This is a genomic window from Pseudovibrio exalbescens, from assembly GCF_028737195.1.
In the GTDB taxonomy this organism is placed as follows: Bacteria; Pseudomonadota; Alphaproteobacteria; order Rhizobiales; family Stappiaceae; genus Pseudovibrio; species Pseudovibrio zosterae.
On the sequence record NZ_JAQZAJ010000001.1, the window covers coordinates 349,572 to 375,097 of the forward strand.

At 54.4% G+C, this 25,526-nt stretch carries 31 protein-coding genes; 27 read left to right on the forward strand and 4 right to left on the reverse strand.

Going from position 1 to position 25,526, the window contains the following annotated elements:
* The first annotated feature begins 12 nt into the window (after nt 1-12).
* The 27 genes from PUV47_RS01750 (at nt 13) to PUV47_RS01875 (ending at nt 22,709) form a co-directional block, all read left to right on the forward strand.
* Nucleotides 13-1,284 (forward strand): PBECR2 nuclease fold domain-containing protein, encoded by a 1,272-nt coding sequence (locus PUV47_RS01750; protein ID WP_274216727.1) that lies wholly within the window; start codon nt 13-15, stop codon nt 1,282-1,284.
* Between the two features lie 128 nt (nt 1,285-1,412).
* On the forward strand, nt 1,413-1,901 hold the full coding sequence (locus PUV47_RS01755) for a phage virion morphogenesis protein (RefSeq protein WP_274216728.1): 489 nt from the start codon (nt 1,413-1,415) through the stop codon (nt 1,899-1,901).
* 137 nt (nt 1,902-2,038) lie between these two features.
* A complete protein-coding gene (locus PUV47_RS01760) occupies nt 2,039-3,034 on the forward strand; it encodes a hypothetical protein (protein WP_274216729.1) in 996 nt (331 codons plus the stop codon).
* Nucleotides 3,034-3,651, forward strand: a complete 618-nt coding sequence (locus PUV47_RS01765) for a hypothetical protein (RefSeq protein WP_274216730.1) — start codon at nt 3,034-3,036, stop codon at nt 3,649-3,651. Before PUV47_RS01760 ends, PUV47_RS01765 begins: the two co-directional genes overlap by 1 nt.
* A gap of 746 nt (nt 3,652-4,397) precedes the next feature.
* Nucleotides 4,398-5,546 carry a hypothetical protein gene (locus tag PUV47_RS01770; protein WP_274216731.1) on the forward strand — a complete coding sequence of 383 codons (1,149 nt, stop codon included), beginning with the start codon at nt 4,398-4,400 and terminating at the stop codon, nt 5,544-5,546.
* A 42-nt stretch (nt 5,547-5,588) separates the two neighbouring features.
* Entirely contained in the window at nt 5,589-5,960 is a 372-nt protein-coding gene (locus PUV47_RS01775) for a capsid cement protein (RefSeq protein ID WP_274216732.1), read from the forward strand.
* Between the two features lie 45 nt (nt 5,961-6,005).
* Complete coding sequence (locus PUV47_RS01780) at nt 6,006-6,941, forward strand: capsid protein (RefSeq protein WP_274216733.1); 936 nt, start codon at nt 6,006-6,008, stop codon at nt 6,939-6,941.
* 70 nt (nt 6,942-7,011) lie between these two features.
* Complete coding sequence (locus PUV47_RS01785; protein WP_274216734.1) at nt 7,012-7,353, forward strand: hypothetical protein; 342 nt, start codon at nt 7,012-7,014, stop codon at nt 7,351-7,353.
* Between the two features lie 18 nt (nt 7,354-7,371).
* Nucleotides 7,372-7,842: a DUF1320 domain-containing protein gene (locus PUV47_RS01790; RefSeq protein WP_274216735.1), complete on the forward strand. Its 471-nt coding sequence runs from the start codon at nt 7,372-7,374 to the stop codon at nt 7,840-7,842.
* Nucleotides 7,839-8,300 carry a Gp37 family protein gene (locus PUV47_RS01795; RefSeq protein WP_274216736.1) on the forward strand — a complete coding sequence of 154 codons (462 nt, stop codon included), beginning with the start codon at nt 7,839-7,841 and terminating at the stop codon, nt 8,298-8,300. Before PUV47_RS01790 ends, PUV47_RS01795 begins: the two co-directional genes overlap by 4 nt.
* A 3-nt stretch (nt 8,301-8,303) precedes the next feature.
* Nucleotides 8,304-8,531, forward strand: coding sequence for a hypothetical protein (locus PUV47_RS01800; RefSeq protein ID WP_102866733.1), 228 nt, complete (start codon nt 8,304-8,306; stop codon nt 8,529-8,531).
* A complete protein-coding gene (locus PUV47_RS01805; RefSeq protein ID WP_102866732.1) occupies nt 8,524-9,831 on the forward strand; it encodes a phage tail protein in 1,308 nt (435 codons plus the stop codon). The genes PUV47_RS01800 and PUV47_RS01805 overlap by 8 nt, the downstream gene beginning before the upstream one ends.
* A gap of 24 nt (nt 9,832-9,855) precedes the next feature.
* Entirely contained in the window at nt 9,856-10,377 is a 522-nt protein-coding gene (locus tag PUV47_RS01810) for a phage major tail tube protein (protein WP_102866731.1), read from the forward strand.
* Between the two features lie 104 nt (nt 10,378-10,481).
* Complete coding sequence (locus PUV47_RS01815; RefSeq protein ID WP_274216737.1) at nt 10,482-10,862, forward strand: hypothetical protein; 381 nt, start codon at nt 10,482-10,484, stop codon at nt 10,860-10,862.
* A 187-nt stretch (nt 10,863-11,049) separates the two neighbouring features.
* Nucleotides 11,050-13,788, forward strand: coding sequence for a tape measure protein (locus PUV47_RS01820; protein WP_274216738.1), 2,739 nt, complete (start codon nt 11,050-11,052; stop codon nt 13,786-13,788).
* On the forward strand, nt 13,789-14,256 hold the full coding sequence (locus PUV47_RS01825) for a phage tail protein (protein ID WP_102866728.1): 468 nt from the start codon (nt 13,789-13,791) through the stop codon (nt 14,254-14,256).
* Nucleotides 14,256-14,501 (forward strand): tail protein X, encoded by a 246-nt coding sequence (locus PUV47_RS01830; protein ID WP_274216739.1) that lies wholly within the window; start codon nt 14,256-14,258, stop codon nt 14,499-14,501. Before PUV47_RS01825 ends, PUV47_RS01830 begins: the two co-directional genes overlap by 1 nt.
* An 8-nt stretch (nt 14,502-14,509) precedes the next feature.
* Nucleotides 14,510-15,622 (forward strand): phage late control D family protein, encoded by a 1,113-nt coding sequence (locus PUV47_RS01835; protein ID WP_274216740.1) that lies wholly within the window; start codon nt 14,510-14,512, stop codon nt 15,620-15,622.
* 9 nt (nt 15,623-15,631) lie between these two features.
* Complete coding sequence (locus PUV47_RS01840; RefSeq protein WP_274216741.1) at nt 15,632-16,141, forward strand: hypothetical protein; 510 nt, start codon at nt 15,632-15,634, stop codon at nt 16,139-16,141.
* An 83-nt stretch (nt 16,142-16,224) separates the two neighbouring features.
* Nucleotides 16,225-17,109, forward strand: coding sequence for a hypothetical protein (locus PUV47_RS01845; protein WP_274216742.1), 885 nt, complete (start codon nt 16,225-16,227; stop codon nt 17,107-17,109).
* A gap of 91 nt (nt 17,110-17,200) precedes the next feature.
* Complete coding sequence (locus PUV47_RS01850) at nt 17,201-17,584, forward strand: phage baseplate protein (RefSeq protein WP_274216743.1); 384 nt, start codon at nt 17,201-17,203, stop codon at nt 17,582-17,584.
* Nucleotides 17,584-18,726, forward strand: a complete 1,143-nt coding sequence (locus PUV47_RS01855) for a baseplate J/gp47 family protein (RefSeq protein WP_274216744.1) — start codon at nt 17,584-17,586, stop codon at nt 18,724-18,726. The genes PUV47_RS01850 and PUV47_RS01855 overlap by 1 nt, the downstream gene beginning before the upstream one ends.
* Nucleotides 18,719-19,471 carry a phage tail protein gene (locus PUV47_RS01860; RefSeq protein ID WP_274216745.1) on the forward strand — a complete coding sequence of 251 codons (753 nt, stop codon included), beginning with the start codon at nt 18,719-18,721 and terminating at the stop codon, nt 19,469-19,471. Before PUV47_RS01855 ends, PUV47_RS01860 begins: the two co-directional genes overlap by 8 nt.
* Nucleotides 19,468-20,958, forward strand: coding sequence for a phage tail protein (locus PUV47_RS01865; protein WP_274216746.1), 1,491 nt, complete (start codon nt 19,468-19,470; stop codon nt 20,956-20,958). The genes PUV47_RS01860 and PUV47_RS01865 overlap by 4 nt, the downstream gene beginning before the upstream one ends.
* Nucleotides 20,959-20,966: 8 nt before the next feature.
* Nucleotides 20,967-21,641, forward strand: a complete 675-nt coding sequence (locus PUV47_RS01870) for a DUF4376 domain-containing protein (RefSeq protein WP_274216747.1) — start codon at nt 20,967-20,969, stop codon at nt 21,639-21,641.
* A gap of 188 nt (nt 21,642-21,829) precedes the next feature.
* Nucleotides 21,830-22,033 carry a Com family DNA-binding transcriptional regulator gene (locus PUV47_RS19870; RefSeq protein WP_425313719.1) on the forward strand — a complete coding sequence of 68 codons (204 nt, stop codon included), beginning with the start codon at nt 21,830-21,832 and terminating at the stop codon, nt 22,031-22,033.
* Nucleotides 21,978-22,709: a DNA adenine methylase gene (locus PUV47_RS01875; RefSeq protein ID WP_274217406.1), complete on the forward strand. Its 732-nt coding sequence runs from the start codon at nt 21,978-21,980 to the stop codon at nt 22,707-22,709. The genes PUV47_RS19870 and PUV47_RS01875 overlap by 56 nt, the downstream gene beginning before the upstream one ends.
* A gap of 438 nt (nt 22,710-23,147) precedes the next feature.
* Here PUV47_RS01875 and PUV47_RS01880 read toward each other — a convergent pair whose 3' ends face one another.
* The 4 genes from PUV47_RS01880 to PUV47_RS01895 form a co-directional block, all read right to left on the reverse strand.
* Nucleotides 23,148-23,339 carry a hypothetical protein gene (locus tag PUV47_RS01880; protein ID WP_274216748.1) on the reverse strand — a complete coding sequence of 64 codons (192 nt, stop codon included), beginning with the start codon at nt 23,337-23,339 and terminating at the stop codon, nt 23,148-23,150.
* 289 nt (nt 23,340-23,628) lie between these two features.
* The gene (locus PUV47_RS01885) at nt 23,629-24,831 is read right to left on the reverse strand and encodes a tyrosine-type recombinase/integrase (RefSeq protein WP_274216749.1); all 1,203 of its coding nucleotides are present in this window, start codon (nt 24,829-24,831) and stop codon (nt 23,629-23,631) included.
* A gap of 99 nt (nt 24,832-24,930) precedes the next feature.
* Nucleotides 24,931-25,242, reverse strand: a complete 312-nt coding sequence (locus tag PUV47_RS01890) for a hypothetical protein (RefSeq protein WP_274216750.1) — start codon at nt 25,240-25,242, stop codon at nt 24,931-24,933.
* Nucleotides 25,239-25,526 (reverse strand): helix-turn-helix transcriptional regulator, encoded by a 288-nt coding sequence (locus tag PUV47_RS01895; RefSeq protein ID WP_274216751.1) that lies wholly within the window; start codon nt 25,524-25,526, stop codon nt 25,239-25,241. Before PUV47_RS01895 ends, PUV47_RS01890 begins: the two co-directional genes overlap by 4 nt.

Genomic DNA, 25,526 nt, shown 5'->3' on the forward strand with positions numbered 1-25,526 from the left:
CAGAAGGTAAACTTGCCTTCCCAGGCTTGGACCGACCACCTTCATCAGGCGCATGATCGTGCCTTTGTCGTGGCCGGAGCCACCAAAGACGCCTTGTTGGAAGACTTCCGCACAGCCATTGATGATGCCATTGGCAAGGGTGTCCCCTTGAAAGGTTGGCTGGACAAGAACGATATCTACCATCCCGGTTTTCTCGACAAGTTCGACGAAATCGTAAAACGCCACGGCTGGGACCATAAGGGCAAGCGGCTTTGGCGGGCACGGGTGATCTATGAAACCAATCTGAAAACAGCCTATGCCGCCGGGCGCTACAAGCAGATGCGCGAGCCTGCGACGCTCAAGGCCTTCCCATATTGGCAGTACGTTCACGCACATGAGCGGGTTCCGGTACAAGCGCGGGCATCGCACAAGGCATGGGATGGGTTGATACTGCCTGCTACCGACCCTTGGTGGGATGTCTACTATCCGCCCAACGATTGGCTGTGTTCATGTGGGGTTCGACCGATCTCTAAGGCCCAGCTGAAACGCCTGGGCAAACAGGCCCCGGATCAGTCCCCCGCCATCACAAAGATCATCACACGGGATCCCGCCACTGGTGAGATGATCGAGTACCCGAAGGACGTTGGTATGGGCTGGGGGCATGCCCCAGGGCAGACCTGGTCGGATGCCTTGGTGCCGAGAGAGCTACAAAAACCGCTCAGACCCAAACCCGCACTGCCAGATCTTGTTCCCGATGCAACCGGCACCATCAAGACAACCCGGATCAAACCCAAAGCGGAACCCGACCTGCCAAAACTTAGCGAGATCGCCGCTCCGGTTCCGAAACTGGAGCGAATGCCACCAGACCTTTCAGAGCGTGAGTATGTTGATGCGTTCTTGAGCCCGTTTGGGGCAAAACAAGGCAAGCCAAAGCTGGTGCGGGATAAAGCCGGCCACGTCCTCGTGATTTCCGAGGCCTTGTTCAAGAGTGCCACGGGGGCGTGGAAGGTAAAGAAGTTTGGCCGTGAGGCTTACATGACCTATCTGGCCGCAACCCTATCGGATCCAGACGAGATCTGGGTGGACTGGAGCACGGGCGAGCTTGGAGAAATTATCCTGGTACGCCGCTATCTTCGCTATTTTGAAGATGCCGCGGGGTTCATCTCGTTCAGCTATACCCGAAAAGGTTGGGAGGGGCAGACGGCGTTCACACCAGTCAATGGAACAGGAAACCCGCGTCCCAAGTATCTTGAAAACCACCGTTCGGGAGCGTTGCTTTACAGAAGAGCTGGAAGGAACGAGTGATGGGCGAACTGTCTGGCGTGTCGGCCGCCGCCCTTCTGGTCTTTAAGATACAGCCATCGCCGCTGTTCATACACCAAAAGCGCTGTCATCACTCACTCTTAACATATGCTCGAAAGGCCTGAGGTTCAATGATCTCTCTTATTCTCGACAGCAATGATTTCGAGCGCAGCGTCACTCGGCTTGCAGAGCGCGTTGCAGATACAAAAGTGGTTCACGATATCATCGGCGAAGTGCTGCTTGATGAGACCCGAGAGCGCATTCGCAAGGAGCAAGCACCTGACGGCTCCAAGTGGCCGAGCTTGCATCCCATCACACTCAAGAACCGGCAGTCCAGATCCGGTATGCTGAGAGACAGTGGGGAACTGTTCCGCTCCATTCACAAGACCACCTCAGCGACCAGAGCTGAAGTCGGCACCAACCTCAACCATCCCAAGGTCTGGGCTAACCAGTATGGCGCGACCATCAAGCCGCGCCGGGTGCCGTTCCTGGCAATTCCCTTTGGCAAGAGCGGAATTGTCTTGTCCAAGGGCGTCACCATCCCCGCGCGGCCCTTTATCGGCATCGGACGCGGAGATGAGGATTTGGTGAGGGAAACGCTGGAGGGGTACTTGGGTTGACCAGAATATGAATCCAATCGTCTAGCTGCACCGCAGCAATGGATAATACTAAAAAACTATCCATTACTGTGGAGCAAAAAGTGTAGACGTCTGAAAGGCCATTGCAATCAGAAGTTTATATGATTCTGGAGTTTTTTATGACGTCAAAAAAAGCAGTGAATGTCCAGTATAGGAGTTTTCGTATAGTCAGCGAAAAGCCAATCAACAAAACAGTTTTCGAGCTTGTTGAGGAAAGCTTAGACGAAGTAGTTAATAACATAACTCGACGAAATGACCCAAAAATAAGGAGCCGCGAAATACAGGACAGCGGCATAGCTTTACTGAATCGATATGAAGCTGTCAAAAATTGGAGCTTCGGAGAGCTGGTTTTATTCAATACAGATAACAATGTTCCAGTAGTAATACAGGAAGAAGGAGCTAATATTCTTGATTTAAGGAGAATGGAGCTAGAAAATGGAAGACATTTATTGAAAGGGGTTCTGTATTGCATTTTTGTAGATAATCATATTCTTTATATTCAACCGCCTAATGTTAGTCAAAAACTTTTGGAGAACTATCTCGTATGGCTAATTTGCGATGTGGGTGCTAAACTGGACGGGGAAATTGCCTTGGATCCTAAAGTCGAAGCGGGTGGCGATGCCACAGACGTGGAGGATATCTCGATTTCCACTCGAAAACAGAGGCGTTCTGGAGCTAGATTAGAAGCCGAAGAAATCGACGTCGTCGAAGAACAAAAAGCAGATGGCGGCTCGTCCTCCGATATAAACACAGCGCTGAAGCTTGCGGATATAGTTGGGTTAGACAAGGCGAAGCTTGAGCAATTAGTTGAGAAGTCTGATGGGGCTGAACTGATTGCTGATGTGACCTTTAAGTTCAGACGGAAAGGTAAGAGAGTTCGGTTTAATCGTGTCGATATGGCGCCAATTCTATCCGATATTGAGGAGGACAGCTTAAAACTCAGAGGGCAGAACGGTGAGATCACTGGAGAACTAACTCGGATTTCCTACAAGGGGGGACGGGTGGATGAAACAGGAGGCTTATTAATCCCCGATGATGCCAGACGTGTTTTAATCGAAGCCTATCAACACTTTCGTTCTAATGCCTACATAGACGGCGAAGATTTGGAACAATAATGGGACGTATTTCAAAGCTTGAGTTGCTTAGATTGACCTTTTTGCTAGGAGCAGCGCTTGCTGGCGGTCTTTATCTGGATGACGACGCACTCAAAGGGGTGGCCTCAATAATCGCCGGATTTGCTGGTCTGGCGATCTCTGCCCTCGTTCCTACTATGATCTGGTCCGCAACATCACTGCACACAAACTTTAAAGGTTTGGTGGAATTCAACAAATATCGGCAAGCGATCTCAAAACAGTTGAGCTTTTTGGGGGGCTTGTTCTTCTCGATCATTTTGTTAGGAGTTGTTTTGATCCTAGGTGGCCTCTTCGGGTGGAAAGATGTCACAACATCGGTTGGGCCTCAGGCGTCGCATTGGTTCACCATCCATTGGATGGCGTTTATAAACGGTGCCACTGTGTTTTTCTTATTGCAGGTGGGATTGAAGTTCGTCGCATTGGTGAGTGCAATCCGTAGCCTGTTTAACTTCCATGCCGATGCTATGGAAAAGCAGATCAAGGACCAGATAAAGGAAAAGCATGACTTGATTGCAAGGTCGGACAAATTGCCAATGGACCCCCGGCGTGAGTTTGGAGAAACACTCGGAACACTCGGCGAGCACAACAAGCCACATTGATTCCAGAAGTGCATTTATTTTTAAATAGGCAGAGATGCAGTCTGACTAAAATCTTTTAATCCATGATTTTGAAATAGACTTATGGAGAGCGCAACCTTCCTCTGCCATTATTTTTGATGAGAGCTTGTCGACCATACTTACCTCATTAGTTGTATCAGGTCATAGCTGTGTTGCATATTAAGGCGGAGATGCTTCCACATCCACAGCCGCCTCATTACGAAAGCCTCCATGATCAGCCATGGGCTGTATTTTTCCACCTTGTCTCGTTTCAACCTCCTCCCGCTTGTACCCTCGACCTTTGCAATCCTCGCATTCCACTATAGCGAGGCAATATGGGTCCAGCACTCCATGCCCTTTGCATGAAGGGCACTGGATGTACCGCACATCCGGTTGAGGGTCCGTGCTGTTCTTTGGCTCAGGTTTCATCAGCATCTGTCCCTCCAGTTGGGTGTTGCTTTTCAAGGCGCACAGAGCGTTGAGTACACGCCTCAGCTAGCGCGGGCCCCATCTTTTTGAAGAGGCGGCGTTAGAGGCCCGTTAGAAACACACATGAAGCCTGTTTGATCTGACAATGGCGCTGGCCGTGCTGCTGGGCTACCCAACTTGCCCAACATGCATTTCAGAGATCCTGTTCACGAAGCTATGCGCGACACCCCAAAAGAGCGGCGGAAGTGTTCCGGCGCTCTTTTTTAATCTGGCTGCGATGATGGCTCCAACTTGAACTCAGGTGTTGGAGCAAACGCAAGATGGGCAAAACAGGATCGTCAGCCACGACCAAACAAATTGAGGTGTTTCGTCCAGGTACCTTCCTGTCAATGGGGGGCACCTCGTTCTCCATCACGGGTGACGAGCTGTCCGCTCTGGCGGAGCGATATGATGCCAAGGTGAACCCGGTTCCCGTCGTCGTCGGCCATCCCAAGACGAACGCGCCTGCATATGGCTGGGTACAAAGCTTCTCATATGACGAAGCTTCCGAGCGTCTCGTCGCTGAAGTTGGCGACCTAGACCCAGCCTTTACCGAGGCCGTGGAGGCTGGCCGCTACAAAAAGATCTCCATGAGTTTCTTCCAGCCGGGCGCACCATCAAATCCAGCGGGCAATGAGCTCTATCCCCGCCATGTCGGATTTCTGGGAGGTGCGGCCCCTGCTGTCTCCGGCCTGAAGCCCGTGGAGTTCGCTGAGGGCGATGATGTTGTCACCATCGAGTTTGGTGAGCGCGCCTTCAAGGATGTGGCTGGGCTGTTCCGCCGTATCCGCGAGTTTTTCATTGAAGAGCACGGCAAGGAAACCGCCGACAAGGTGATCCCCAACTGGGAGGTCAACTGGATTGATGAGGCGGAAGATACCTTGCCAGCGGCGGAGTTCAGCGAATTTTCAGAAACTGAAGAGGACGATCAGGTGAGAAATCCGAAAACGCCAAAGTCAAATCCGAAACCAGAAGAGAGCACAGAGTTTGCCACCCGTGAGGCCGCTCTTGCCGTACGAGAGGCGGCGCTCCAGGCGCGAGAAAGGCAAGCGCGCAGCAAGGAGCATGAGGACTTTGCCGACAATCTAGTCGGAGAAGGACGTCTCGCCTCCGGGCACAAGCCCCGTGTCGTGGCGCTTTTAAACGGGCTTGCACAAGCCGATGCCGGATCCGTTGATTTTGCTGAAGGCAAGGAGACCAAAACAGAAGACCTTTTGGAGTTGGCAAAAGGACTTTTCAAATCTCAGCCGAAGATCGTCGAGTTCGGTACTCACGACCTGGGAGAACCGGCACAAGGCGATGAAGTTGATGAACAAACCATCGCACAAGAGGCCGTCGAGTTTCAGGCTTCAAAGCGGGAAGCGGGCATTGAAGTTTCCATGACGGATGCTGTCACGGCGGTGCGCAAGAAGCATGGCCTGAAGGGCTAAGGCCTCTTTTCCCTACTCAATCAGCTAATCGGAGATGAAAAGATGCAGCAGTTCGGGCTCATCAAGAACTTCACCAGTCAAGGTGCGACGGAAAAATACCGTCTCATAGCTCCTGGTACAAAGGGCGGACATACCAAATGTGCAGCATTGGACGAGAAGATCCTCGGTACGTCCGGTGTACGCGGCGCAAAAGACGGCGAGCGTCTTGACGTTTATCTGGATGGCATCCGTGCCGTCACCTTTGGTGGTGATGTGGCTTTTGGTGATCCCCTGACCAGTGATGCCCAGGGGCGCGCAATCAAAGCCGAGCCTGCCAGCGGCGTAACAATTGCCATCGGCGGTCATGCCATGTGCACGGCAACCGCAGGCGCGGTGGGCGATATGCATGTGCTGCCCGGTTACATCACAGGCTAAAGCGGCCCATTTCCACGTTTCCCAATCCCACCAAGGATCTCTTAGATGTCTGCAACTGACCAGTTTACCGAAAGCCCAACGCTTACGGCCATCGCAATCGGCTACAAGAACCCGGATGTATCTCTGATTGCCAATGATGTGCTGCCCCGTGTCCCGACACCCCGCAGTTTCAAGTACCACAGGTATGATGAGGCTGGTGACTTCACCGTGCCCGATACACGTGTGGGCCGCCGTTCGGCACCTAACCAGGTCGAGATTGAAGGCACTGAAAAAGATGCATCTGTCGAAGCCTATGGCATCGACATTCCGCTCGACAACGTAACGATTGAGGAAGCCAAGAAGAACAAGTGGAACCCGGAGGGCAAGGCCACCGAGCGGGCTACCAACATTGTCAATCTGGATCGCGAAATCCGAGTGGCTGCAATACTCTCCGATCCAACCAACTACCATGCGGATAACGTGGAAGCGCTTTCCGGTTCTGATCTGTTCTCTGATACAGCCAGTGATCCCATTTCGATCATCGAAGACATGATGGCAACGTGCTGGGTGAAACCAACCCAGCTCACTTTCGGCTTCAAGGTCTGGCGTGATTTGCGCAAGCACCCGAAGGTGGTCAAGGCCGTCCACGGAAACTCCGGAGATCAGGGACGCGCAACCCGAGAACAGGTTGCAGAGCTTCTTGAGGTCAAGCGCATTCTGGTTGGTGAAAGCCGCGTGAACCTGAAACGCCCTGGCGAAGATCCCGTTCTTGCCCGTGTCTGGGACAATGTGGTTACAGGTCAGTACATCGACCGCACTGCAGATACCAGCGGCGGCATGACATTCGGGTTCACGGCAGTTCACGGCACCAAGGTTGCGGGCTCTCTACCGGCCAATATGGGCATTCGCGGCGGCAAGTTCATTCGCTCTGCAGAAGAAGTGCGTGAGCTTATTGTTGCGCCACGTGCTGGCTTTCTCATCCAAAACGCCACAGCCGCCTAGGCCTTTTTCGCTGTTCTGAGACGGGGTCTTGCCCCGCACTGTCTTTCAATCAAACAAGAGACCAATTGATATGCAGCCGGAAACCCATTCCTTTCCCGTTCTTGCCAATCTCAAGCACAACGGCAAGCATTTTGCCAAGGGCGATGAGATCGAGATGACCGCCGCCCAGGCGAAAACGCTACAGACACTCGGCGTGTTGGGAGACCCTGACGAGGACCGACCCGCGCTTTCTGCCGAGGAACGCCAGGAACTGATTTGTGAGGCCATTGCCGACCTGACGCCGGAGGCTGACTTCAACAAAGACGGCTCACCAAGCGTTAAGGCCGTCGAGCGGATCACAGGCTTTGATGTTTCTGCCGATGAGGTCAAAGCCGCGCACGCGGCATTGATCGCGACCGCTGAAAACGCGTAGGCAGGAGCGTTAGTTACGATGGCAAGCCTGCGCTTTCTAACGATTGATGAGTTCATCCTGACACATGACGAGAGCAATTTGCTCTCCCTTGCCGGGATTGGCGGACCGAACTCTGTTGGCGGTCGAACGCTGGACCGCGCCCGTCTGGAAGCGCAGCTTGCCCGCGCCGAGGCCATGGCGTCCGGCTATCTTTATAGCCGCTATCCAGCTTTGAAAACGATCACGCCAGACCAGGCTCCTGAAGCCTTGAAGGGCGTGATCTCGGATCTAGCGATCTACTACCTGCGAGACCGGATCCACCATACGAACGCGGTTGAGGAAGAAACCCGCAATCGCTATCGGGACTGCCTGTCCTGGCTCAAAGATGTTCAAGCGGGCCGGGTCTCTCTGGGCTTGAGCGATGGCGGCGAAGCGGAACATCACTCTGGATCCATAGCCGCCGACTTTGGTGAAGGGCGCGCGGACAAAGTACTGGAGGGGTATCAATGACGTTGATTGAACGTCTCCAGAACCAGATCGTTGAACGGCTCAAGCTCTACTTGCCGTCTGTAGCGCATGTAGACGGGTTCCCTTCCAAGCCGGAAGAGTTTGACCTTGCCAACTTTCAGATGGCAGCTCTGGTTCACTACGGAGGATCCCGTTACTCAAGCGACAATGGGCTGAACAACGCCACCCAAAGCCGTCAAATGCGCTTTGTTGTCGCCCTGAGTTTTACCAGCCTGAATGGCGAACATGGCGCTTATGTGTGTCTCGAACGGTGTCGAGCTGCACTTCAAAATTACCCGTTGGCAGGCTCCACCCCTTTGATGATGGAGCGTGAGGACCTTGTGGACCAAGCACCTGGCTTGTGGCGCTGGCAAATCGAGGTGAGCTGCCTTGTGCGTAGCGTTTCCGAACACCAAGGACCGCAACGTCCGGTCCCTTCAATTCCACGACAGGAGGACTAGAGCATGAGCGCTCATGACCAGATACCGGCCGAGTTTTCTGACTTCGTCTACAGCGGCCCGATCCAGTCGGTTCAGCTTAAGGCGAAGGGCGAAAACGGAGAGCACACGGTCTTTTTTGAAGGCACGTTTTTCCCTGGCAAGACATACACACTGCCCACAAACCACCCAACAATAAGCGCTTGGGTATGTGGCGGCATCTTGAAGACTGCGATGGAGAAGGCCAATGGCTGAACGAATTTTTGGCGCTGAAATTGTAGATGCCAATGAAGATGGCGTTCTTGTTCGCGAGTTGAAGGCCGCCACTGCGTTTATCGTCGGCACTGCGCCAATTCATGAAGTGCACGACACGCCCGAAGAGCAGGCCAAATATGTCAACCGCCCCATCTTGATCCGGCGAGAAGCGGACATAGCAAAGCTGTTTGGTCCTTTCCGGGAGGGCTACACCCTGCCGCAAAAGCTTCGGGCCATGTTCAAGCAGGCAAGAACTCGCGGGATTGGAACCATCTGTGTTGTCAACGTATTCGACCCGCAACAGCACAAGGACGATGCCGACCAGCCCGATCCAAGTAAGGTCGATCAACTGGATATCATTGGTGCATTTGATGCCACTGGCAAGCCCAGCGGCTTGAAGTTAGCCTATTCGTGTTATCAGCGTTTTGGTTGGTTTCCCAAAAACATCGCAGCGCCTGGCTTTGACGGCCTACCTGGTGTGCGCGCTGAAATGGCGGCGATCTGTGCACGTATTCGCGCCCGCTGCTATTGGGATGCGCCATATGGCGTCACCCTTCAGCAATTGCAGGAAGCTCGTGGGCCAATGGGATCCTTTGACTTCCAGACCAATGACACGCGGGTCAATCTCTGTTGGCCAATGATGGAGACAGTCAATCTTGATGAAACCTCGGATCAAGCTGGCAAGGTCATCCCAGATCACTACTCAGCCTATCTGATGGGTATCGTACTCATGAGCGTGATGGAATATGGCTACCACCACAGCCCCTCCAACCGCCCCATTAAAGGGATTGAAGGCGCAGCACAGGATGTTCTGTACGTACCGGGTGATGGGTCCAGTGACACACAAGTCACCCGCTCAAATGGTATCATCTCGGTAGAAGAGCGGTTCGGCAAAGGTCCTCATACCTCGGGGAACCGCAATGCTGGTTACCCAACCCAAACATCCATGCTCACCTTCTTTCACGCCCAGTACACCCAGGATGTTCTTGATGAAGCCATCCTTCACTTTCTGGATGAAAAGAAGGATCGCAATGGCTCACTGGCGCGTATTGAGCAAGTTGAAGACGCTATCAATGCTTGGGGTATTGCCAAGACAGGGGGCAATGATCCTGAGCTCTCCGGGTTCAGGTTTGCCTTTGATCGCGAGAAGATGAGCGCCGCCTATGCAGCCGATGGCTGGTATCACTACACGCTTGAGTTCGCTCCAATCGGTATCATGGAAACAATCACCGTGCGCCGTTCCATCAACATCAATCTTCTGGCCGATGCACTGGGTTTGGCCCAGTCTGAAGCGGCCTAAGTGGCTAAGAGAAAGGGATAGCGCATGGCAGATTATCGCGGTCGCTTCGGGCAAATCACCAATGCTGAAATCTATTTGGGTGACAACACGCTTGTGGGTCTGGCCAAGACTTTCAAGATGCCAAAGATTGAGTGGAAGACGGTCGATATTGAAACGCTGGGACAGGTAGCCGTTTACAAGGCACCGACCCGAACGCTGGAAGCACTCACTGGTGAGCTCACCATGAGCAGTGTCGATCCCGAGCTTCAAGAAGCGTTTTTAAATCCAACGGTCACCCACACACTTCAGCTGCACAAGTATGTGGATGTCAATGGTTCGGAAGGAGCCGACTTGGAGCGCTCATATACGCTCGTCACTGTCATTCAGGCGCGCTTCTTCGGTCATGAACTTGGTGAGAGCAAGAATGGGGATGCGGAAGAGCAAACCCACGAAATGTCTATCTCCCGTTTGGTGCAGCGCATTCATGACAGCAATCAGCCCTTGATTGAAGTTGACGTGTTTGCAAGCTCGGTTCGGAACTCTTCCGGCGAGATGTGGCGCAGATAAGCGCATAACGGTCAATGTAGACCGCGACCTTAAGCCCTCCGTGCTCCTCCCGCGCGGGGGGCTTTTTTGTTGTCTAACGCAAAACCCATTCTGCGAGGTGCGCCATGAAGAAGATTGAAGAAAACACAGTCACAACACCGGAGACGCCGGGTGTTATCGCAAAGCTTAAAGCCTACCGGACCGCCAATGACGGTACCGAGAGCTTTGTACTTCCGGAGACACGGGTGGACGTGACGTTTCCCAAGTTCCGCAAGCATGGTGCCTGGACGCGCGCACTGTCGCTGGCCAAGAACAAGATTGGCCGGGCTCAAATCCTCTACATTTGCAACATTTGCCAGTTTGACGGCGAGAAAATCACCGAGGCCGATTGGAATGCCTATATCCCGGACACCGATGGCAATGCCTTGTTGGCAGAAATCTTCGGCGGCCCTGATGAAGACCTTGAAGAGGACGATGAGGGAAACGGGAGCACGGCAGCGGCTTAGCGCTGTCAACGCTTGCCTGTCACACATACATGGTCAATCGGGGCTGGTCCCCCGGTTACCTGGATGATCTGAGCGAAGTCGAGTTCCTCTCTCACTTTGACGAGCAAGTCACTCTTGATGAGGCACGAGCAGAAGCCGAAAGGAAAGCTGTTGAGGCTGCGTCTCGGCGGTAGATGGGGAGATTGCAATGCGTCTTGGCATTACCGCTGAGTTTAAGGATCGCGCATCAAAAAAGATGCGGCGTCTGCTGGCTTTCAACACCCGGATGGAAAAGCAGCTCAAGGCTCAGGAAAAGCTTCAAAAGGGACAACTGAAGTCATCTGAGAAGCAGGTCAAGACCACTCAAAAACTCGAGAAAGCGACAGGCCAAACAGCTCAGGCCACCGCCAAGGTGGCCAAGGCTCAACAAAAGGCGGCTCAAAGCGCGAAAGCGGTTGCGCGAGGGATAAATGATACCGCCCGCCAGGCAGAACGCTCTCGATATGCCATGAGCCGGTTTGTTGGCAAAACCGGAGAAGCGGTGCGCAAAGCCGCGCTGCTTTCTCGCGCCCTCGGCAAGGTCAAGGCTCAGGCAAACAAGATCCGCTCCGGAGGTAATCTCATCAGGGGCGGTGCGGGAAAGATCGGTCGAGGTTTGGCTCTTGGTGCTGGTCTTTATGCTGGGGCTTCAGGGCTAGCCGGTGGCGCAGCAGGAGCCGTGATTGGCCCAGCCGCGCAGATTGAAAACTATCAGATCCAACTCAATGCTCTGGAGGGATCAGCGGAGCGAGGTCGAAGGGCATTGGAGTGGGTTAGAAACTTCGCTGTTACCACGCCGCTCGAAACGAATGATGTCATCGAATCCTACGCAAAATTAAAGGCATTCGGGATTGATCCTACGAATGGGTCTTTGCTCGCGCTCACGGACACAATGGCGATGAACGGCGGTAATGCAGAGTATCTGCAGGGCGTCATTATGGCCGTTGGTCAATCTTGGACTAAGGGGAAGCTGCAAGGTGAGGAAGCCATGCAGCTCCTGGAACGAGGGATTCCTGTATGGGACATGCTTTCGGACGCAACCGGAAAATCCGCCTCAGAGCTCATGAAAATGGCGTCCAACGGAGAGTTGGGGCGTGACGTCATTTCAAAGCTTGTTGAGCTCATGGGACAGCGGGCCGTTGGCGCTTCGGAAAAAATGTCTCGCACCTGGGACGGTATGATGTCCAACATGCGCCAGCATTGGTTCGATTTTCGAGTTCTCATTGCGGACGCAGGTGTCTTTGACTGGGCGAAGGACAAGCTTCAAGGGTTTCTGGATACGCTCAACCAAATGAAGGCCGATGGATCTCTGCTCCAACTCGCCGAAGAAATCAGTGCCAACATCATTTCCGGCTTGCAAAGCCTTTGGGCCTTTGGAGTGGAAGCGTCGAAGGTGCTGCAAGAAGTCGGATCCTGGCTGTCATACGCCGCGGATGCTCTTGGTGGGTGGAACAACCTTATTGGCATCCTAATCGCAATGCCGGTTCTGTCTGCGCTCACAAGCATAGCAACCGGGCTTGTTTCTCTTGGTGCGGGACTTGTGACCTTGGGCGGCGGAATTCTCGCGGTCGGTTGGCCGATCCTTGCCATTGTTGCTGTGGTAGCGGTTTTGGCTGCTGCCGCATGGCTCATCTATGACAACTGGGATGTGGTTTCAAAGTGGCTGGTTGGCGCCTGGGAATGGATGCAACAAGCCGCAGGCGCACTATGGGACTACCTTGAAACTGCATTCTCCTGGACGCCCCTTGGCATCATCATCAACAACTGGAGTGCCGTTGAGGCGTGGCTTGGTCAGCTTTGGCAGGGCATCAAGCAAACTGCGGACCTCACTTGGGAAGGCCTGAAAACACTGTTTTCATGGACCCCGCTCGGCATGATCATCAGCAACTGGGGCGAAATCAGCACGTGGTTCACCCAGTTCTGGGCAGACCTTTCGGCTCTTGTCTCAAACTGGAAGTGGCCAGAATTACCTGCTCTGGATCTTCCGAGCTTCGATGAAATCCGGGAAAGCCTGACTTACTTCTTCTCTCTGGACTGGCTTCCTGAGTGGGAATGGCCTGAGATCCCTCTGCCTGAACTGCCCGACATAGGCGGCATGATTGAGAACATGGCGCAAAGCGCCGGGGCGGCCTGGAACAAGGTCACCAGCCTGTTCGGTGATGATGACGCTGTTACCATCGCGGCTCGAGATCCAGCTAGCCTTGAGCGTGCCAATGCCGCTGCACAGAAACTGCAAGGAACACTTAGCGCGGTCGCCGCAATCGATGTTGGTTCGGCCATGTCCAAACTTAACTCCCTGCGAGAGTTCGCAGTTGGGATTCCAGACCTGATGCGCGGTGTCATCGCCTCGCTGGAAGCTCGATTGGATAGCCTCGACTTTGCGCGCCATGGCCGAAGGATGATGGAGACCATTGCCGCCGGGATGCGTTCACGCGCTCATTTGCTGGTTGACGAGATGCGCCGGGTTACCCAAACCCTTCGAGATCATTTGCCTTCTTCTCCCGCGAAATTGGGACCGCTCTCGGATATCCATCGGCTCAAGTTCGGGGAAACCATTGCCGCATCCATCAAGCCTGCTCCTATGGTGAATGCCATGCGCAAGGCCGCAGCGGCGACTATGACTGCAGCAACGCTTTCAACCGCATCGGTTTCGCCATCTTTGGCGGCGTCCGCACCGCAGGGCATCACGCCTCCGTCTCAAGCACTTCAGGCAGCTGGTGGACCCAGCGCAATGGGAGCAGCAGCCCCTGGCGGAACCATATCCGTCACCTTCAGCCCCACGATCACGATAGGCTCAGGAGCCTCACTTACGGAGGATGACATTGTCGCCGTCCTGGAGGAGCAGGCCGACCGCATGGTTGACCTCATTGAACAGAAACTTGCTGAGCGGCGGAGGCTTGAGTTCTAGATGATTTTTGCACGCCTGGGGAACATTCAGTTGGGTACATCCAGCGTCATGGCTGGCCCAACAGCGGCAACTGAGACGCTTGTAAATGACTTCCATGAACACAAGGTAGTTCGCGGCAAGCCAGTTCCCCAACGCGGCGGCGAAGCACTTGATCGGCGCAGCTTCAGCTTTTTCTTTGACGAAAGCTTCTGCAATCCCGAAGCAGAGTATGCCCGCCTTGTTGCTGCAAAGATTGCTGGCGACGTCATGCCTTTCATTCCTGGTGGCGGCGGCTTTAACGGCAAGAACTATTTCATCAAGCAGATCAAGGGCACCACTCACAAAACGAGCGTGAGCGGCCGCGTGGTTCGAATTGCGGCAACTCTTGAACTGGTTGAAGTGCCGAATGGCGCTCTCAGCATTGGGGCGACGGGTATTGCAGGCGCGGCGGTTGCACTGTTGAACCCCTTGTTGAAGAGGCTGCGCTGATGACCAACACAACGGGCGACTATCTGGAACATGTTACCGAGCCGGGCGAGCGCTGGGATACCATCGCCTGGGCATACTATCAGGATGCGGGGATGATGGAATTGCTGATAAAAGAGAACCGGCATCTCTTCCCCGGTGAAATCGCTCAGTTTCCAGCTATTTTGCCGCCTCGGTTACCCCTGCGCATTCCCGTCGTGGAACAAGCTCCTTTGGACGTGAACCTGCTGCCGCCGTGGAAGCGATAGAGGCCGCCATGGATCTACGTGAGCCCTTCCTGTCTTTGCTGATCAACGGCACCGAGGTGGCGGCAAACCTTGCCCCGCACTTGTTGGAGTTCGCCTGGACAGATCACCTTCATGGGGCCGCAGACGAAGTCGCCGTCACTTTGCGCGACGATGCAGGCCTGTGGCGCGGGCCGTTGCGGCCTGAGCACGGTGACAAGGTCGTTGCATCCATCGGATATGTTGGTTTTCCGCCCATGCCCTGCGGAAATTTTGAAGTGGATGTACCCGAAGCGTCCGGTGCGCGCCTCAATGATCGGGTCAGCTTTCGGGCAACTTCAGCCTATTTCAGCGAAGAGCAACGCACCAGGAAGTCCAAGGCCTTTGAAAACACCACCTTGAAAAAGGTGATCTCCGAGATCGCCATGGAGCTGGGCTATGCCGTCTCGGGCAAAATTGAAGAAATCCCGTTCCAGTACAAGCGCCAGCGCCGCGAACGGAGCCTTCAGTTCTTGCGGCGACTTTCTGAAGACTACGGTTATTTCTTCACCATCAAAGACAAACAGCTTGTGTTCCACAAACGCAAGGAACTGGAAGACAGAGCCCCGGTTCATCTTTTTGATCTGGTAGACGGCACCTCAATCATCAGGTGGCGGGCTAAGGATCAGACAGCCCAGACATTTGGCAAGGCCAAAGTCTCTTACCACCATAGTCAGAAGAAAAAGCTGATCACCGGTGAAGCGGAAGACCCTTCAGTTGCATCCGGCGACACGCTCACGATTGATGAACGTGTTGAGGATGAAGAGGAAGCAAAGAAGATTGCCGAGGCCCGTCTTGCCAAGGCGAACGAGGACGGGTTGACGGCTTCCGTGATCCTTGTCGGTAACCCGCTGCTGATTGCGGGACAGGTTGTGGCGCTGGGGTCAACCTTTGGCAAGTATGCCGCGCTCTATCTGGTGCACAAGGCGGTTCACAGGATCAAGCGCGGATCCTACACCACCGAATTAGAGCTGAAGGCCATTCGCAAGGATGGTGCTGTGAAGAAACAAGACAGCGCAACAAGCAATACCAGTTCTGCCAGCAGCACGGGCCTGTTCTCCGGGCCTGTTCAAAATCTTTCCAGACCAGCAGGCGAGACGTATTAAGGAGGCTCCATGTCCCGAGTAACCGATGGCGAAGCCACAAGCCCGTTCAAGCGCGGCATCATTAAAGAACATGGCGCGGGTGGCAGAGCGCGGGTGGCGTTCCAGGATGAGGACGGCAATGCTTCAGCGTGGTTATCCGTCAGCCAGCGTAACACCAAAGGGCAAAAGAGCTACGACATTCCTGCGGTTGGCACGCAGGTGTGGTGCCTTCTGGATGCCTATGGAGAGGACGGAGTCATCGGCGGTGCGGTATGGTCCGACGAGGACGCGCCTCCTTCCGAAGATCCGAACATTACCCATGAAGTTTTCGGGCCGCTGGAGATCTTCATCAACAAGACCACGGGCGAAATGAAGATCAAAGGCGCGCCCAAGATTACGCTGGACGCAAGCCTGATCGAGTTGAAAGGTGTTGTGAAGATTGAAGGTGCCAGTGTCACCCACAACGGCAAGGAAGTGGGTGAAAAGCATGTTCACAGCGGCATTTTGCCGGGACCTGCCAATACAGGGCCGGTGGTTTAGATCAGCAATACACGACATGAACTATAAAGTTGTTTTTATATCAACATGACTCATCTAGGGTTTAAAAAACTTTTGAGGGCGGAATGGATAGCAACTTTGTAATTCACTTTTCTGGACATGATGCAGATCAACATTTGCTTAATATGGGGCAGTTGGGCAAGGCGCTGGTAGGTATAGATACAATTGTCAATACAGGGCTGATTGCTCTGACTCAAAATCGTCTGCCGAAAAAAGGGGAGCGGTATCAGCTACAGATTAAGGCAGGAGAGCCCAGAGAAGGATCATACGAGTTACTCGCATGGCTGAAAGACAATATAGCTGTTGGATTACCACTGGTGCATGAAGTCATGAATGCACATGCAAAAGAAGTCCTTTCGAACTGGTTGGGTTGGGTGTTTAAAATGGCAAGTGGGCGAGAAAAAGAAGCGGATCCGCACTATCAAGAGTTAATGGTATTCGCGAGGGAAATGCATAAAGATCGGCTGACGAGCGAAGAGAAGAATCGCGAGTTCTTTTTAAACGTCCTCGATAAAGTGATGCCTGCTGCAAAAGATGCAGTTGCACCCATCGGTCGTTCTGCAAAGGAGCTTTCCTTTCATGAACAGCAATCTTCTGAGTCCCCGACAACGACTGTAGATGTTGCTATGGCCGATGTAATTCGTTCAGGAGAGAAGTTAGTTATTGGAGATCTAGCCCCATTTCGCGTCCGAGCTGACGGCTTAATCCGCCACAATCGCCAATTGAAGGTTGAACACCCTGAAGCGGACACCGGCTTTCTAACCTGCGCAGTTTCAGACCCCGTTTTTTCAGAGGACAACAACGTATATATTCAAGCGGTAGCAAACAGAGCTTTTTTAGATATTACGGCAAAGCCCACACGAAGAGAAGACGGTACTTTGAAGACACTAACCATCATGGATGCCAAGATCGCGGAAGCAGACGATGGTGAAAATGGTGTAACGATCTAGAGTATAGGGACGGAACACTTCCGTAACCTCTACATCTCCCGCGCGTTAGCTTGCCGACAACTAAAGGTTTTGGCAAGGACGTTAGCGGGCGATGGTTTTAGATCCTCTCCATTGGCAGATTAGGTTGGCGCAGGAAGATGACGCGCCTTGGAACGAGGCTGCAATCGGCCTTGATGACCTTGCCCAGAGCATCCGCCTGATCTGCCTGACGCCGAAGCTTTCTGTTCCCACCGAGCCAGAACAGTTTTGCGATGCGCTGAGTTATGTTGACCGTGTGCCCGCTGAGGCCATTCCGGGCATCTCCAAGGAGGTCTGGGAGGGCATAAGCCGCTGGGAGCCACGGGTGTTGTTGGATCGGGTCGATGTGGCCCAGGCGGGCTTTGCCTACTTCACTGCCTCCATTTACTGGCGTCCCCGTTCTGACGTGCTTGCCGAGCTTCAGCGCACCGATGTTGACCTGATGAGGGTTGCCTGATGGTCGATCTCATCAAAGCCCTTAGCCCCGCCGAGTTGATCCGGCGGGGCCCACCGCAGCACTTCACAACCTCCGCCAAGGCCTGGAAGGAAAAGCTTGTGGCGTGGTGGGAAACCCATCCAGACGGCCCGCAGCGCAAGCTCTATCCCGGTCACTATGAAATGCTGCTGATCAACGTGCTGGCCTATGGTTTTTCCCTCTTGGGCAAAGAGGGCCAAGATGCAGCGGACAAGCGCTGGCTGTTGTTTGCCTCCGGCCATTCTCTGGATGTGGCAGCGGCTAATAACGGCACCTTTCGGCTGAAGGCCAAGGCCGCCACAGTGACACTCAAGTTTACGCTTGAAGCACCGCGCACAAGCGATCTGGCTCTGCCTGCAGGGCTTACGGTAGGCTCCGCGGCGTTTTCATTTGCACTTGATAGTCAGTTGATCCTTAAGGCAGGAGAAACGGAAGCCGTTGGTCGTGCAACCGCTGTTACGCCGGGGGTCGAGGCCAACGGTCTGCTTGCAGGCCAGTTGACCCAGATGCCAGAGAGCTATCCGGATGTGAAGGTGGTGAATACCAGCGCGAGCGATGGCGGCACCGAGGACGAAACAGACGCTTCCTTGCTGGAGCGCGCAACCCATGCCTTTGACCGTATTTCCAAGGCGGGACCAAAGGAAAGCTACCGCCAACAGGCCCGTGGGTTTTCACCTGACATCTTGGATGTAGAGGTGCTGCGGCCTGAGCCAGGGAAAATCGAACTTTATGTGCTGACCAAATCCGGGGCACCAAGTTCCGCTTTTTGTAGTGACCTGCTGGCCTACATGGACCCGGAAACCAAGCGCCCTCAGGGCGATGATTTGAGTGTTCACCCGGCAGACCAAGTGGTGCTGGACATTACGGGCACGTTGAAGACAACCGGCGATTTCGAGAGCATTCGGCAGGCCGCCGAAGACGCCATTCGCAGCGCTGGGTTGATCTGGTCGCAGCGGCTTGGGGAATATCTGGCACTTTCGGCCTTAACACCAGCAATACGGGCTGTTGAGGGCGTCATTGATGTTCAGTTGGAGGTGAGCGGGCTTTCAGGCAGGCAGCTTGGACCAACTCAGTTCGCCCTTATCCGAGACATTACATTAAGCGCGGAGACAAGCCATGGCTGACCGGCGCTTTCCCCATACCCTGATCCCGCCAAGCATCAACGAGCCACGTTCGCGCGCTGTGCTCGACGCCTTTGCGGCGATGGCCTCTGACTTTGACTTTTCGGTGCTGATGCAGCGCAACGGGCAAGAGATTTCTTCCGAGGCCTTGTCGCTCGCCCTTCATGACCGCTCATTGGAAGAGTTCATCGGTGAAGATGGCTTGCCAGAGCCTTTGGCGCGCAAACTTGTCGACAGGGCTTTTGAACTACACGAGAAAAAGGGGCGTGATGAAGGCGTTAAGCTTGCACAAAGCCTGCTTGGTATCGCCGCTGACATTGAGCATTGGTGGCAGCAGAGCCCACAAGGCCTGCATGATACCCATGAGATCACACTGAGGTTGGGCGATCTGGATGAACCGCCTGAGGTACCGCTCAGCCTTGAGGTGCAAAAAAGCGCGTTCAAATCAGTCGCGGCAACGAAGCGCCACTCGCAGGAGACCGCCACACGTTGGCTGTCCATTACGCGCGCGCCAATCCGTTTTCGCGGCTTCGTGTCTGACCTTCATCAAACAAAGGTCCTGCCTCCGATCTCCACCGAGCTATCTAGCGCCATGCCGCTTGGCATCGGTGCCGCTGCCTCAACCGGGGACGTCCTGCGCATCTGGCCATGGCGACCTGACGCGATCTCAAGTCATGGCCCAGCCGGGGCAGCGGCGCATGTGCGCGCCCGTTTTGTAACCACAACCGTCTATCCGAGGCCTCTATGAGCAGTCCGACCTATTACACACGCCTGACCGACCATGGCTCGGCAGCGCTGAATGATGCCATTACTGGTGGCGGTGGCATTACATTGAGCCAGTTGGCTCTTGGAGATGCCAACGGCACGTCCTATGACCCTGACGGCTCCGAAGCCGCTTTACGCAATGAGCTGCATCGTGTGGCAATCACCTCCATCACGCAGGATGTGCAGAACCCGGCATGGCTTGTCATTGAAGCGATTGTGCCACCAGATGTGGGCGGCTGGTGGATCCGCGAGGCCGGGGTGTTCGATACGCAAGGCAACATGTTCGCCATTGCGAAGTACCCCGAGACCTACAAGGCGATCCTTTCTGACGGGACGGCCTCTACGCTCACCATTCAGATCGTTCTGCAGATCACGAACACGGACGCCATCCAGCTCGTGGTCAATCCGCTTGATGGCTATGCCACCCAAGGCTGGGTGGTCTCGACCTATCCGTGGGCAACCAAAGCGGAAGCTGCTGATGAGACGGTTGAGCGCAAGGTGATCGACCCGAAACGGCTGCATGAAACACTGGCAGAGGTGATGCCGCCACGCGATCACACACATCAGATGGACCAGGTCGTTGGGTTGATTGCGGCGTTGAACGCAAAATCTGGTGGGGACCATACTCACCGCTATGCCCAGTTGGAAGACAAGCCGACCACACTTGATGAGCTTGGTGTGCTTGATGTTTACACCAAGGCGCAGGTGGATCAGTTGATCGCTGATCTGATCAGCGCCGCTCCGGGGGCTTTGAATACGCTTGATGAGTTGGCCAACGCGTTGGGAGACAATCCTAACTTTGCAACGGATATCCTGAATGCTGTGGGGGCAAAGCTTGATGCCAACAAGGTCAGCGCGTTCTCACTCACCGTGCTGGCCTTAACAAGCTCCAGCGCATGGCGAGAAAAGCTTGGTCTCGGGTCTTTAGCCACCAAATCGACCTCCTATGTGAAGGGGCTTGTCGGCTCTGCCGTGCCTCCCGGCACTGTCGCGCACTATGATGGCACGTCCGCGCCCAATGGCTGGCTCATCCGAAATGGTGCTGCGGTTTCGAGGGCGACTTACTCTGACCTTTTCAACGTCATCGGGACGAGACACGGTAACGGCAACGGCTCAACCACGTTCAACCTGCCTGATGATCGAGGCCGGGTAGATCGCGGGCTGGATCTTGGTAAAGGGCTCGATCCAGGACGTGTGATCGGCAGCCAGCAAGGGGACGCGATCCGGAACATTACCGGTGAGCTGTGGGGGTATCATATCGATTCTTATGTCGGACTAAACGCTTATGGCGGCGAAGGAATAGAAAATGGTGCTCTGACATTCACCAACAGAAGCACTTCCCGAATAGCTCAAAGTGCAAGCCACAACAACCAAAGTCGTGGCATCAAGCTGGACGCCTCACGACAAGTTCCCACGGCGCATGAAAACCGCATGGTGAACACCGCCTATCTTCCGATCATCAAGTACTGAGGCGAATTATGAGCACGAAAGTTGTCTATCAGCTCGACGACAAGGGCTATCTCGTTGGCGAAGCTTTGGCCCATGAGAGCCCATTGGAGGCTGGGGTATATCATCTGCCAGCGGGAACCGTGGAAACGCCGCCGCCCGCTCTTTCATCCAATCAGGCAGCTCGATGGGACGGGGCTTCATGGCACACGGTGCCCGATCATCGCGGCGAAGCATGGTTCGATACGCAGGGCGAAGCCGTTGAAATTCTGGATTATGGTGATCCGGAGGCACTGGGCTTAACACGCAGTTTTACACCGCCGCCGCCCACAACAGACGAGCTTTTGCAAGAACTGGGCACCATACGCAAGCTCGTGGAAGCGCAAGGGGTCCCAATCACGCTTGCATCTGGCGAACAGGATGAAGTGGACAGCGATGACAAGGCTCAGGCCAAGCTGCTCTCAATTCTGACGCAGATCGACAAGGGGCTTCGTCCCGATCCCAGCACCTTCAAGTTCAAGAGCAACGTTTCTCGGAAAATCACCAATGCCGACATGCTCAGGATCGTTCAAGCGGTTCTGGCGCACGTTCAAGCCTGCTTTGAGGCGGAAGGCGATGTTCAACGCCAGATCCGTTCCGGGGTTCTAGACACAAAGGAGGCCTTAAAGCCCGCCTTCGACTTCGCGCTGAAGCACGAGACTGGTTGAAGGCGGAAGACATCCGGCGCTTTGCATTTGAAAACCCATAAATATGGAGCGGAAGGCCCAGAGTTTTTCTCTGGGCACCGGGCCACAAGTACCACCCTGAGCCCGGCCAGTGCCAACATGCATAACACTGCCTCCGCCGCATCAACCCCCAAGCAGGCGTTGTGGAGGTGTTTTATGCGAGAGAACGAATGGAGTCTATCCGCTGTCAGAAGTGTTCGGCGCTTCTGTTCAAAAAAGATCACAAAGCCCTGGACGGGCGCATAGAAATCAAGTGCCGCCGTTGTGGCACCTTCAATGACCTGAGGCCCGATGAGCCCATTCGCGATCAAAGAAAAAATGACGTTAAGCCCCATCACTCCCGTGAAGCCGGTCGCACCGTACATTGGCGGTAAAATGCAACTCGCAAAACACGTGGCTCATCGAGTTCATGAAGTACCCCACAAAACTTATGTTGAACCTTTTGTCGGCATGGGCGGGGTCTTCTTTCGGCGCGCAGAGCAGCCAAAGTGCGAAGTCATCAATGACGTCTCCGGTGATGTGGTGACGCTCTTTCGCATCCTTCAGCGGCACTACCCGCAGTTTCTTGAGGTGCTCAAATTTCAACTCACCAGCCGTTCCGAGTTTGAGCGGTTGTCCCTTACTGATCCAACGACCTTGACCGACTTGGAGCGCGCCGCCCGATTTCTCTATCTGCAACGCACCTCCTTCGGCGGCAAGGTCGTTCCCTTGCTGGAAGATGTGCATGAGCGCCTCTCTGGCGTCATCATAGAGAACCTCGCCTATGCTGACTGTATCAAGCGATATGACCGTCCCGATACACTCTTCTATCTGGACCCTCCGTATTGGGCCTGTGAGACCTACTATGGGAAAGGGGTCTTTAGTGCCGATGACTTCCAAAAGTTGGCGGACCAGCTTGCTGGCATTCAGGGACGCTTCCTTCTGTCGATCAACGATGCTCCGGAGATCAGAGAGGTGTTTGCAAGTTTTGAAATGGAAGAGGTCGGGCTCAATTATACCGTCAACCCGAAGAGCCAGAAGAAGGTTCAAGAGCTAATTATCAGCAATTAAAAGGTGCTGTAGAAGGGGTGTTAGAAAGGAGGCTTGAGATGCGTTTCTAACGCCCCAAGTGACCACTGGGTTCCTGCAGAGCACTATGCACTTCAAAACGCCCATCGGTGCAGAATTTCGCGCCGCGCGACAGAGCATTTCGTTCCTCCTTTGAATCTCAGGAGGACTTTAGTGATATCTGAGCGCCTGTGAAGGGTGCCAAAGACGAACTCACGCGCAAGTTTATTGCGCTTTAAAATGATGTTGAGATTTTGGGAGATCATCAATTTCACCATCTAAAGTAAGATGGTGAGCCCGCACGGGTTCGAACCGTGGACCTACTGATTAAAAGAAAGTTGGATTATTCAATTAAATCAAAGTCTTATTAGGGTTCACCGTGAGACTTTACGAAAAAGTCTCACGTGATCTGGAAGAATAACCCACAGGCTCGGGGTTCTTCTATTGTGCTGAGATTGCCTCAAGAATCTCGACGCGCTCACCAATGGCTGCCAGTAGTACTGCTACGGCGACCGCGTGTTGTTTCTCGGCGAGCCCGCCGGTAAGTGCCAGCTCTCCCAGGCGAACAAGCCCGGCAAGCTCGCAAATGGTATCCGTGATGTCTTCGGTGTGGTGGTTCAACTCAGAGCTCATAGGATGCCTCGTTTACTGAAACGTCAATGCATTCATGGTCGAGGCTCGGGCCGGATGAGCCCATTGGCGAGATTACGGCCTTGATTTACCTCAGGTTTCCTGTGCTAGGGCTCTGATAAACCTATAGTTTTCCTAGATTGAGCCTATGGGAAGCGAGTGGATTCGCTCACCCAACGACAACAAATGATCTCTGGTCGTGTAGGCGCGTTGGTATTTTAATAAACAATAAATCAAAACATCGGGGGAATCGTCACGAAGTGTGACGTAGGGAGAGGGGCAGTCTGCGGTGTTACCGCAACCCGCCCTGGTCCTTGAGCCATGAGCATAGCTTGACCATTGCCGCATCGGCCTGCGCTTCGGTGGTGCCGAGATAGTGCTTCAGGATCTCATTGGCTGACTTGATCGAGTGGCCGGTAATTGAGCAGATCTCTGGTACTGTGCAGCCGGCGTTAGCAAGCCAGGTCACAGCGGTGGCGCGCAGGTCCTTGTCTTTGAACGTTGCAAGGCTTGGGGTGGCTGGTATGCCAAGTTCCGGATCTCCCTTGCTCGCCAAGTTTCGTACTTTTCGGAAAATGTTGCTGTAGTAGGTGTTGCCGGTGGCCGTTGAGAAGGGTTCGCGGCTGCGCTCGTTAAGGATGACATTAGGGTAGGTGACCTTCCAGCCCCTACGCCGGCGGGTTGCGGCCGTCAGGCGGGAAGATAATTCCGGCATTTCAGCGATGGATACCTGAGCCCCGGTCTTTGATTGGCGGAAGTAGACGCGCCCGTTCTTGCGGCCAGCTTCTTCCAGGCGCAGGCGGTCCCCCTGGCGCTGACCGGTGCAAAGCCCAAGCATGATGCTGTCGCCAATTTCCGGACGGCCATAGGCATCAGCCGCAGCGATGAGGGCGCGCATCTCAGCCAGCGTGCCGACGCGCGGGGCCGCCTTGCTCTGGCGCATACCCAACTGACGAAAAACTGGGCCCACAACACCTGTTTTGGACCGATGACGATCTGCCCAACTCCAAGCACTGGATAGCGCTGCACAAATGGTGCGGGCGTGGCTGTCTCCTTTGTCTCTTCGCAACTTTCTATAGATGCCGTAGGCGATCTCATGAGTGATTGCGGCAGTTGGGGCAGCAAGCAGATCCGGATCCCATCGTTCCAGCGCTTTTATGTCGTTTGCGTAGCCATAGCGGGTTTTGGCTTTCTTCTCTTGAAACACATCGGACTTCTGCCAGTCGGCCAGAAGATGACCCACAGAGTAAACAGCACGCTTTGTCGTTGGTGGAGTTATTTTTTTCCCGGAGGATTGGCTGCTGCGGCGAGCGGCAATTTCAATCTGTTTTGCTTCCGCCCACTTCGATGCTTCGTTTGCAGTCATCCATTCGCCGGTGGGATTCTTGAGGTCTTCGCCCTTGAAGCCTAATGCCCGCAGCTTGGGCCCCGGCGTGAAGCGCGGGCGGCCATCCCGCCACGCAACGTTTGGAATTTTGATCTTAATGGTCGCCATCGATGAGGTCCTTCAGATCTAGGCGCAAGATGTCCAGATACAGCGCAACTACGAGACACATCACGCCGCCGGTTATTGTCAATCCAAGCAAAGCCAGTGTCATTGCGCCCTCTCTGGCGTAGCTTTGAGCTCCTTGAGCCTTTCAATGGCCTGAGTGAGTGCACCCGCGCGGATCTGATGGTTGCCCGTGTCGATGTAGCAAAAGGTACCTTCTTGCACCTGATCCATTTCCTCGGCGCGTAGATACTCCAGAACGGAAATGGCGAGGTTGAGCGCTTCCTTGCGGGCTTCTCTGGCAGCGCATATAGCTGCGGCAGCGGCCGCAGTTGGCTCCCCGTCTGAACTGCCTTGGGTTTCGATCTGTTCCAACAGGAGCCTGATTTGCTCAATTGCTTTTTTCTGAGGGGTCATGACGCCTCGCTGTATTTAGCGAGAAGGTAGTTGGTGTGCGCGCTGCCGGATGGTGTTTGTGGTTCCGGACCCACAAGGATGGAGCGCATGGTTTCAGTATCGCCATTGGCAGCGACCCATGCATCTATTGCGGCGCGGCTCCAGCGGGCCAAGCCGGGCAGGCGCTTTGGAAAGCCTTCCGCCTCCAGCTTCTTGCGGGCGTTGTCAAAGACGCGTTCGGAAATGCCAAGCGCTGCACACAGCGCTGCGCGGTCGTAGGTTATGCGGTGGGAATACGTGGTCAT

Coding starts and splice junctions, on each gene's coding strand:
- PUV47_RS01760 (WP_274216729.1), top strand. CDS start 2,039: ATGACGTCAAAAAAAGCAGTGAATGTCCAGTATAGGAGTTTTCGTATA.
- PUV47_RS01805 (WP_102866732.1), top strand. CDS start 8,524: ATGGCTGAACGAATTTTTGGCGCTGAAATTGTAGATGCCAATGAAGAT.
- PUV47_RS01870 (WP_274216747.1), top strand. CDS start 20,967: ATGAGCACGAAAGTTGTCTATCAGCTCGACGACAAGGGCTATCTCGTT.
- PUV47_RS01790 (WP_274216735.1), top strand. CDS start 7,372: ATGGCAAGCCTGCGCTTTCTAACGATTGATGAGTTCATCCTGACACAT.
- PUV47_RS01880 (WP_274216748.1), bottom strand. CDS start 23,339: ATGAGCTCTGAGTTGAACCACCACACCGAAGACATCACGGATACCATT.
- PUV47_RS01860 (WP_274216745.1), top strand. CDS start 18,719: ATGGCTGACCGGCGCTTTCCCCATACCCTGATCCCGCCAAGCATCAAC.
- PUV47_RS01875 (WP_274217406.1), top strand. CDS start 21,978: ATGACGTTAAGCCCCATCACTCCCGTGAAGCCGGTCGCACCGTACATT.
- PUV47_RS01855 (WP_274216744.1), top strand. CDS start 17,584: ATGGTCGATCTCATCAAAGCCCTTAGCCCCGCCGAGTTGATCCGGCGG.
- PUV47_RS01785 (WP_274216734.1), top strand. CDS start 7,012: ATGCAGCCGGAAACCCATTCCTTTCCCGTTCTTGCCAATCTCAAGCAC.
- PUV47_RS01775 (WP_274216732.1), top strand. CDS start 5,589: ATGCAGCAGTTCGGGCTCATCAAGAACTTCACCAGTCAAGGTGCGACG.
- PUV47_RS01840 (WP_274216741.1), top strand. CDS start 15,632: ATGTCCCGAGTAACCGATGGCGAAGCCACAAGCCCGTTCAAGCGCGGC.
- PUV47_RS01830 (WP_274216739.1), top strand. CDS start 14,256: ATGACCAACACAACGGGCGACTATCTGGAACATGTTACCGAGCCGGGC.
- PUV47_RS01835 (WP_274216740.1), top strand. CDS start 14,510: ATGGATCTACGTGAGCCCTTCCTGTCTTTGCTGATCAACGGCACCGAG.
- PUV47_RS01885 (WP_274216749.1), bottom strand. CDS start 24,831: ATGGCGACCATTAAGATCAAAATTCCAAACGTTGCGTGGCGGGATGGC.
- PUV47_RS01770 (WP_274216731.1), top strand. CDS start 4,398: ATGGGCAAAACAGGATCGTCAGCCACGACCAAACAAATTGAGGTGTTT.
- PUV47_RS19870 (WP_425313719.1), top strand. CDS start 21,830: ATGGAGTCTATCCGCTGTCAGAAGTGTTCGGCGCTTCTGTTCAAAAAA.
- PUV47_RS01765 (WP_274216730.1), top strand. CDS start 3,034: ATGGGACGTATTTCAAAGCTTGAGTTGCTTAGATTGACCTTTTTGCTA.
- PUV47_RS01890 (WP_274216750.1), bottom strand. CDS start 25,242: ATGACCCCTCAGAAAAAAGCAATTGAGCAAATCAGGCTCCTGTTGGAA.
- PUV47_RS01755 (WP_274216728.1), top strand. CDS start 1,413: ATGATCTCTCTTATTCTCGACAGCAATGATTTCGAGCGCAGCGTCACT.
- PUV47_RS01850 (WP_274216743.1), top strand. CDS start 17,201: ATGGTTTTAGATCCTCTCCATTGGCAGATTAGGTTGGCGCAGGAAGAT.
- PUV47_RS01800 (WP_102866733.1), top strand. CDS start 8,304: ATGAGCGCTCATGACCAGATACCGGCCGAGTTTTCTGACTTCGTCTAC.
- PUV47_RS01895 (WP_274216751.1), bottom strand. CDS start 25,526: ATGACCACGTATTCCCACCGCATAACCTACGACCGCGCAGCGCTGTGT.
- PUV47_RS01780 (WP_274216733.1), top strand. CDS start 6,006: ATGTCTGCAACTGACCAGTTTACCGAAAGCCCAACGCTTACGGCCATC.
- PUV47_RS01865 (WP_274216746.1), top strand. CDS start 19,468: ATGAGCAGTCCGACCTATTACACACGCCTGACCGACCATGGCTCGGCA.
- PUV47_RS01825 (WP_102866728.1), top strand. CDS start 13,789: ATGATTTTTGCACGCCTGGGGAACATTCAGTTGGGTACATCCAGCGTC.
- PUV47_RS01810 (WP_102866731.1), top strand. CDS start 9,856: ATGGCAGATTATCGCGGTCGCTTCGGGCAAATCACCAATGCTGAAATC.
- PUV47_RS01815 (WP_274216737.1), top strand. CDS start 10,482: ATGAAGAAGATTGAAGAAAACACAGTCACAACACCGGAGACGCCGGGT.
- PUV47_RS01795 (WP_274216736.1), top strand. CDS start 7,839: ATGACGTTGATTGAACGTCTCCAGAACCAGATCGTTGAACGGCTCAAG.
- PUV47_RS01820 (WP_274216738.1), top strand. CDS start 11,050: ATGCGTCTTGGCATTACCGCTGAGTTTAAGGATCGCGCATCAAAAAAG.
- PUV47_RS01845 (WP_274216742.1), top strand. CDS start 16,225: ATGGATAGCAACTTTGTAATTCACTTTTCTGGACATGATGCAGATCAA.